A 6,106-nucleotide genomic window follows, 5' to 3' on the forward strand; every position below is an offset into this window, starting at 1 on the left:
AGCCTGTCGCATCTGTGCTTGGCGGCGGCCCCCGAACGGGCTAGAAGCCGCTCGTCCGAAACGCCAACCCAAGGAGGATTGCATGACCCATCGTCTCGATACCTTTATGTGTGGCGGCTCTCTCGGCAGCGCTGGTCAGCGACACTGATTGTCTGCGGCCCCGCCGCTGACTGACCGCCACACTCCCTAGACTACCGATCCAGACCGACTCCGAAGACCCGCGACCTGTCGCGCGTCCCGGGGTCCCATCACCCGACTCTCACACTACTGGAGCCGGCGCGGCAACGCGTCCGGATGATCCCATGACTCTGCTCTCGGAAGACGAGAGCCGTTTGAAGCGCGACCGCCGCAAGCGCAGTCCGCCCCTACGTGCTCTCCAGATGCTGCTCGCCATCCTCCAGGCCAGATCCGCCCTGCGGCGGATCACCCGGCCCAAACGGACCCGGCTCAGCGACATCCCGCCCTATCTCCGGCGCGACCTCGGCCTGCCCGAGGCCGACAACCGGTTCGATGCCGTCGGCATCCACATCGCCATCCTGACCTATCTGAGGCTCAAATGACCGAACTGAACATTGACCATTCCCTCCGCACCGCCAGCGCAACCCCGCGGCCGCGTCTCCGCATGGCCGTCGTCGCGGCAGTCGCCCGCCTGATGTCGAGCCGCCCGCTGGCCACCGGCCACACCGGCACCAGCGCCCGCGGCTCACCCCCGGGGTCCGAACACCTCCGCCGCGACATCGGCTTCCCCACCGCCCGCGAAGAGCAATGGTGGCGCGCCATGGACCGCTGGTGAATTTTGGGGGGGCGGCATCGCTGCTGCCCCCCTGCACATATCGCCACTTCACTCACCTTTTTGGGTAGCCAAACGGTTTACGTCATCTCTTATATACATCGTATGAAGTTAATCGGCCATTTGCACCCGCGCGCTAGTCTCTTGAGAAAGGAGGCTCCGCATGCGGCTAATGATCGTTGAGGACAATCGAACGAACCTAATGGTGCTCAAGGGTATCCTGGAAAAGTTTCCGGGCTGCACGGTCGAGGCGTTCCTCGATCCGCTTGAGGCCTTGGCCCGGGCCGAGGTCCGGTTGTTCGATCTGATTCTCGTGGATTACATGATGCCGCATCTTGATGGGCGGGCATTCATTACCCGGCTCCGTGATCAGGAAGAATATCGTCACATTCCGATGGTAATGATCACCGCTGACGGGAACCGTCAGACGCGCATCGATAGCATCGCGGCCGGTGCGACCGATTTCCTCAACAAGCCTGTCGATCCTGTCGAACTGCGCGCCCGCATCGGCAATCTCCTGCTGCTGCGCCGGCAGCAGATAGTGCTGGAAAGCCGGGCAGAGCTGCTGGCCGACGAAGTTGACCGTGCAACTCGCGAGCTCGCCGACAGCCAGGAGGAAATGATCTGGCGACTGTCGCGGGCACTGGAATATCGGGACACCGACACCGGCGATCATACCTCACGCGTGGCTTCCGTCGCCCGGCTGATCGCCGAGGATCTTGGGCTGCCTAAGGATACCGTTCGTACCATTTATCTGGCGACGCCTCTGCATGACATAGGCAAGGTCGCAATTCCCGACGCCATCCTCTCCAAACCTGGACGGCTGACGACCGACGAGATGCGTGTCATGCGCACACATGTGTCCATTGGTGAAGCAATCCTTTCCAAGGGCATGACCGAACTGGTGCGGACGGCGGAGCGGATTGCTGCCTCGCATCACGAGCGATGGGATGGCACAGGGTATCCCTATCGCCTTGTCGCTGAGGCGATCCCGATTGAGGGCCGCATCGCCGCCATTGCGGATGTGTTCGACGCTCTCTGCAGCGCTCGTCCCTACAAGGCGGCATGGACTTTGTCCGAGGCGCGCAGCGAAATCCAGCGTGGTGCCGGCAGCCAGTTTGACCCAGGCTGCGTCGCCGCGTTCGAGCATCGGTGGCCGGATATCGCCAGACTATACTCAGGCACCGACGCCGCCCGTACCCATCCCCTCTCCCTTTCTGCATAGGATCAACACATGCGCGTTTCTCTTCTCGCTGGCGCCCTGGCCGTGCTGCTATCGACGGCGTCCGGCCTCGCCGCCGAACTTGCAAAGCCGACCGGCAAGGTTGTGCTCCATGTTACTGGTCTGATCGGCAATACAAATGAAGGCAATGCCGCTGCCTTCGACATGGCGATGTTGGAAGCCCTTCCTGGACGAAGCACCATCACCAAGACGCCATGGTACGACGACACCAAGACTTTTGAGGGACCTCTTGGGATGGCACTCCTCGAGGCAGTCGGCGCCAGCGGCACAACGCTCAGGGTTATCGCCCTCAACGACTACGTGACAGAAATTCCTGTCGCGGATTTCCTCGAAAATCCGGTGATCCTGGCCATCAAGCTCGAAGGCAAACCGATGTCGGTTCGCGAAAAGGGGCCGATCTTTGTCATCTACCCGTTCGATGAAGTCCCGAAGCTGAACAATGAGACCCACTACGGCCGCTCTGCCTGGCAGGTCAAATCGATCGAGATATTTTAGCGGCTCATGCGTTTCAGCAAGACAGCAACGTTCTGGCGGCGGCTGCTGCAGCCTCGGGCAATCGCTGGCGCCCTCCTGACATTTGCCGGGCTAGCTTTTCTGGTCAATTTGGTCGGCCTTTTCATCGTGCTGAATGAGCGAGGACGCGCCAGCATTGATGCCGTGCGCGAAGATACAGTCTGGGCGGCCTACCAACTTGAGCGGGAAACCAACCGCCTTCATGACGTTCTGGTCGCCGGGCCGGCGGAGAAGGACAGCTGGGTGGCCGATGCCATCGAGCGCTATGACATTCTCTACAGCAGAACGGCCCTGCTGACCGAAGGTCAGATGGCCGCACGCTTCGGTGAAGTGCCGTCGCTGTCGCAGCAGGTTGCTAGGTTGCGGGCCATGATTGTCGATCTTGCACCGGTCTTTGACAATCTGGCTGCTGACCTGAGCCCCAAGTTCCCTCCGGCTTTGAGGAGAGTCCTTGGTTGATGTTTTGGCCCTATGCGGCCTGCTTTTCCAGTGCCAGTTGCGTGGCGAACTCGTTGGGCGTGAGATTGCCCAGCGAGGAGTGTGGTCGCTGGGTGTTATAGTCCTCCTTCCATGCGCTGATCCGGTCCCGAGCCTCAGCCAGTGACGAGAACAGCGTCTCGTTGAGACATTCATCGCGGAAGCTGCCGTTGAAGCTCTCGATGAGGCCGTTCTGCATGGGCTTGCCGGGAGCGATGTAGTGCCAGTCGATCTGGCGGTCCTGGGTCCAGCGCAGGATCGCCATGCTGGTGAACTCGGTGCCGTTGTCGCTGACCACCGTCAGGGGCCGACCGCGGCGAGCAATGATGGTATCGAGCTCGCGCACCACACGCCTACCCGAGAGCGCGGTATCGGCGACCAGAGCCAGGCACTCGCGCGTATGATCGTCGACGACGGCCAGCACCCGGAAGCGGCGACCATCGGTGAAGGCATCGGAGACGAAGTCGAGGCTCCAGCGCTGGTTCGGCTGGTCCGGCACGATCATCGGGCGCCTCGTGCCCAAGGCCCGTTTGCGACCGCCGCGCTTGCGCACCTGCAGTCTCTCCTCGCCATAGAGCCGCCTGAGCTTCTTGATGTTCATGTCGATGCCCTGCCGCTGCAGCATCACGTGGATGCGGCGGTAGCCGAACCGCCGGCGTTGTGACGCGACTGCCTTCATCGCCTCACGCAGTTCCCGATCGTCCGGCCGCAGGCTGCGATACCTGACACTCGATCGGTCAACTTCGAGAGCTTCACACGCCCGCCGCTGGCTCACGCCATGCACCAGGCAGGCATGGGCCACCGCATCCCGCTTCGCGTCGGGCGTCACCATTTTTTTGCAGCGACATCCTTGAGGATGGCGTTGTCCAGCATTGCCTCGGCCAGAAGCTTCTTGAGCCGAGTGTTCTCGTCCTCGAGTGCCCTCAGCCGACGGGCATCGGACACTTCCAGGCCACCATACTTGGCCTTCCACTTGTAGAAGGTGGCACTGCTGATCCCATGCTTGCGGCACAGGTCGGCCGTCCCCAGCCCGGCCTCCTGTTCCTTCAAGATCGCAATGATCTGCTCTTCGTTGAACCTGCTGCGCTTCATCCGTCCGCCCCCTAATGCGGCGGACTCTACCAAAATCTGGAGGAGATCCAGGGGCTCAGGTCACTGCCAACGGAGAACTGGGCGCAATTGCTCCCGACAAACTGGCGAGACAAGTCGAGTCGATAGAGCGCAATGCTGGCCAATTTCTCATCGCCACCAATGCACTTCATGGACAGGTCAAGGTTGCCGAGCGCGCAGAAGTCATCGGCTACTACAACCAACTCGCATGGAGTGCAGGTGGGCTGGCGGCCACCTTCGCTCTGTCCATTGTACTGCTGGTGTCTCAGCTCCGGCACATTCGTCGGTTAAGCGACAAATTCCAGCTTGCCGCACGAGAGGCGGAGAGCGCCAGTAGGGCAAAGTCCACCTTCTTGGCATCGATGAGCCATGAGATCCGAACACCGCTCAATGGCATTCTGGGCATGACGGACCTGCTCAACGACGCCAATCTGACTTCGGAGCAGCGTGCGAAGGTGGGCATCATCCAGCATTCGGGCGACGTGCTGCTCGATGTCATCAACGATATTCTGGATTTCTCAAAACTGGAGTCGGGGGTGATTGATCTGGCGGTAGCAAGCTTCCCGCTGGCGGAGGTCATGAACGCCATTGAGAAAATGATGCTGCCGAGAGCTGCCGCCAAGGGCCTTCAGATGAGCGTCGAATATCCCGATCTGAACGTGACAGCCGACGCCGCAAGATTCCGCCAGGTGATAATCAACCTCGTCGGAAATGCCATCAAGTTCACCGAAGAGGGGACGATTGAGATCATCGCCAGGATCGGCACGGACAGGACGGGAAAAGAACGAATGCACGTCAGTGTTAGTGACACCGGCATAGGGATGTCGGATAAGACCTTGGCCGGGTTGTTCAACGAATTCGTACAAGGCGACCCCTCGATCAGTCGACGCTTCGGCGGCACAGGTCTCGGACTGGCAATCTGCAAACGGCTGGTCGAGGCGATGGGCGGCAGCATTTCCGTGGTCAGCCAGGAAGCTGTGGGCAGTACGTTTTCCCTGCAGTTTCCCTGCGAAGTTGCACCGGCGCGCGGGGAGCCCTCGGCAACACCCACCAATCGTCACTTCGCCGGTCACGTGCTTCTGGTTGAAGATAACCCGATCAACCGCCAGGTTGCTGAAGGACTTCTGACCCGGATCGGCATGACGGTGAGCCTCGCAGCGAATGGCCTCGAAGCCGTCAACCTCATGCACCGTCAACAATTCGACCTGGTTCTGATGGACATGCAGATGCCGGTAATGGACGGACTGACGGCCACCCGCACCCTTCGCGCCGAAGGCTGCACCACGAGGATTGTAGGACTGACCGCGAACGCCTTCGCGTCCGACAAGGTTGAGTGCATCGCCGCCGGCATGGACGATTTTGTCACCAAACCAGTGTCTCGTGCCAAGCTCGAGAGTGTGATCGACGCAGCGGGCTTGACCGAGAAGAACCCTGCAACGCCGAATGGCCGACTCGTCGCAACACGAATTGACACCGAGCAACAACAATCGCTTATCGACGAGCTCGGTCAGGAGCAGTTCGACGAACTCCTGAACTGTTTCTATGATGATGCAAACGGCCTCGTCGCGCATGCCGAGGACAGCACCAGCGTCTCGGACGCCGTGCGCGCGCTGCACAATCTCAAAGGAATGGCCTACACACTTGGCTTGCTAGAAATCGGGGATCTGGCGGCCACTGCCGAGCAGAGCTGCCGCAGCAAAGCCGCTCCCGACCTGGTCATCCTGAAGACTGCCCTGGAGCGTTTCAGTGTGCCATCGGCCGTGGGACAACACGCTGCCTGATCGGCAAATTGGGGCACGCAAGCAACTCGGAAACCCTTCCAGGGCGCTGGACCCCGCGGGGATGTAGGTCACCCAGTAACGAAGCCACCCCTGCCCCCTCTCGCCTCATGATGAGCCTGTCGAACCACGAGGCGCTGCACCGGCCCGTTACCGCGCCCGACCTCGTCCTTCGACAAGCTCAGGATGAGGTCT

7 protein-coding genes are annotated in these 6,106 nt (G+C 60.9%); 6 read left to right on the forward strand and 1 reads right to left on the reverse strand.

Annotated features, from left to right (window positions below; translation table 11 throughout):
* Positions 1 to 302 precede the first annotated feature (302 nt).
* The 5 genes from AC0L4C_RS19625 to AC0L4C_RS19645 all read left to right on the forward strand — a co-directional run bounded on the left by AC0L4C_RS19625 (position 303) and on the right by AC0L4C_RS19645 (position 3,005).
* Complete coding sequence (locus AC0L4C_RS19625; protein ID WP_473401441.1) at positions 303 to 560, forward strand: hypothetical protein; 258 nt, start codon at positions 303 to 305, stop codon at positions 558 to 560.
* Complete coding sequence (locus AC0L4C_RS19630; protein ID WP_473401442.1) at positions 557 to 793, forward strand: hypothetical protein; 237 nt, start codon at positions 557 to 559, stop codon at positions 791 to 793. Before AC0L4C_RS19625 ends, AC0L4C_RS19630 begins: the two co-directional genes overlap by 4 nt.
* 160 nt (positions 794 to 953) lie before the next feature.
* A complete protein-coding gene (locus AC0L4C_RS19635) occupies positions 954 to 2,015 on the forward strand; it encodes an HD-GYP domain-containing protein (RefSeq protein ID WP_473401443.1) in 1,062 nt (353 codons plus the stop codon).
* A gap of 9 nt (positions 2,016 to 2,024) precedes the next feature.
* The gene (locus AC0L4C_RS19640; protein WP_473401444.1) at positions 2,025 to 2,528 is read left to right on the forward strand and encodes a putative pterin-binding protein; all 504 of its coding nucleotides are present in this window, start codon (positions 2,025 to 2,027) and stop codon (positions 2,526 to 2,528) included.
* Positions 2,529 to 2,534: 6 nt separating this feature from the next.
* Entirely contained in the window at positions 2,535 to 3,005 is a 471-nt protein-coding gene (locus AC0L4C_RS19645; protein WP_473401446.1) for a hypothetical protein, read from the forward strand.
* Positions 3,006 to 3,015: 10 nt separating this feature from the next.
* Here AC0L4C_RS19645 and AC0L4C_RS19650 read toward each other — a convergent pair.
* A protein-coding gene (locus AC0L4C_RS19650) for an IS3 family transposase (RefSeq protein ID WP_473401054.1) occupies positions 3,016 to 4,115 on the reverse strand; the annotation gives its coding sequence in 2 pieces (ribosomal slippage) (positions 3,016 to 3,863 and positions 3,863 to 4,115; 1,101 coding nt in all).
* Between the two features lie 14 nt (positions 4,116 to 4,129).
* Here AC0L4C_RS19650 and AC0L4C_RS19655 point away from each other — a divergent pair.
* Positions 4,130 to 5,914 (forward strand): response regulator, encoded by a 1,785-nt coding sequence (locus tag AC0L4C_RS19655; RefSeq protein ID WP_473401447.1) that lies wholly within the window; start codon positions 4,130 to 4,132, stop codon positions 5,912 to 5,914.
* Positions 5,915 to 6,106 lie beyond the last annotated feature (192 nt).

It is taken from the genome of Devosia sp. J20-27, assembly GCF_055808595.1.

Bases quoted from the DNA above. Each gene is read 5' to 3' on its own strand.
- AC0L4C_RS19655 (WP_473401447.1), top strand. From the start codon at position 4,130: ATGCGGCGGACTCTACCAAAATCTGGAGGAGATCCAGGGGCTCAGGTC.
- AC0L4C_RS19635 (WP_473401443.1), top strand. From the start codon at position 954: ATGCGGCTAATGATCGTTGAGGACAATCGAACGAACCTAATGGTGCTC.
- AC0L4C_RS19625 (WP_473401441.1), top strand. From the start codon at position 303: ATGACTCTGCTCTCGGAAGACGAGAGCCGTTTGAAGCGCGACCGCCGC.
- AC0L4C_RS19630 (WP_473401442.1), top strand. From the start codon at position 557: ATGACCGAACTGAACATTGACCATTCCCTCCGCACCGCCAGCGCAACC.
- AC0L4C_RS19640 (WP_473401444.1), top strand. From the start codon at position 2,025: ATGCGCGTTTCTCTTCTCGCTGGCGCCCTGGCCGTGCTGCTATCGACG.
- AC0L4C_RS19645 (WP_473401446.1), top strand. From the start codon at position 2,535: ATGCGTTTCAGCAAGACAGCAACGTTCTGGCGGCGGCTGCTGCAGCCT.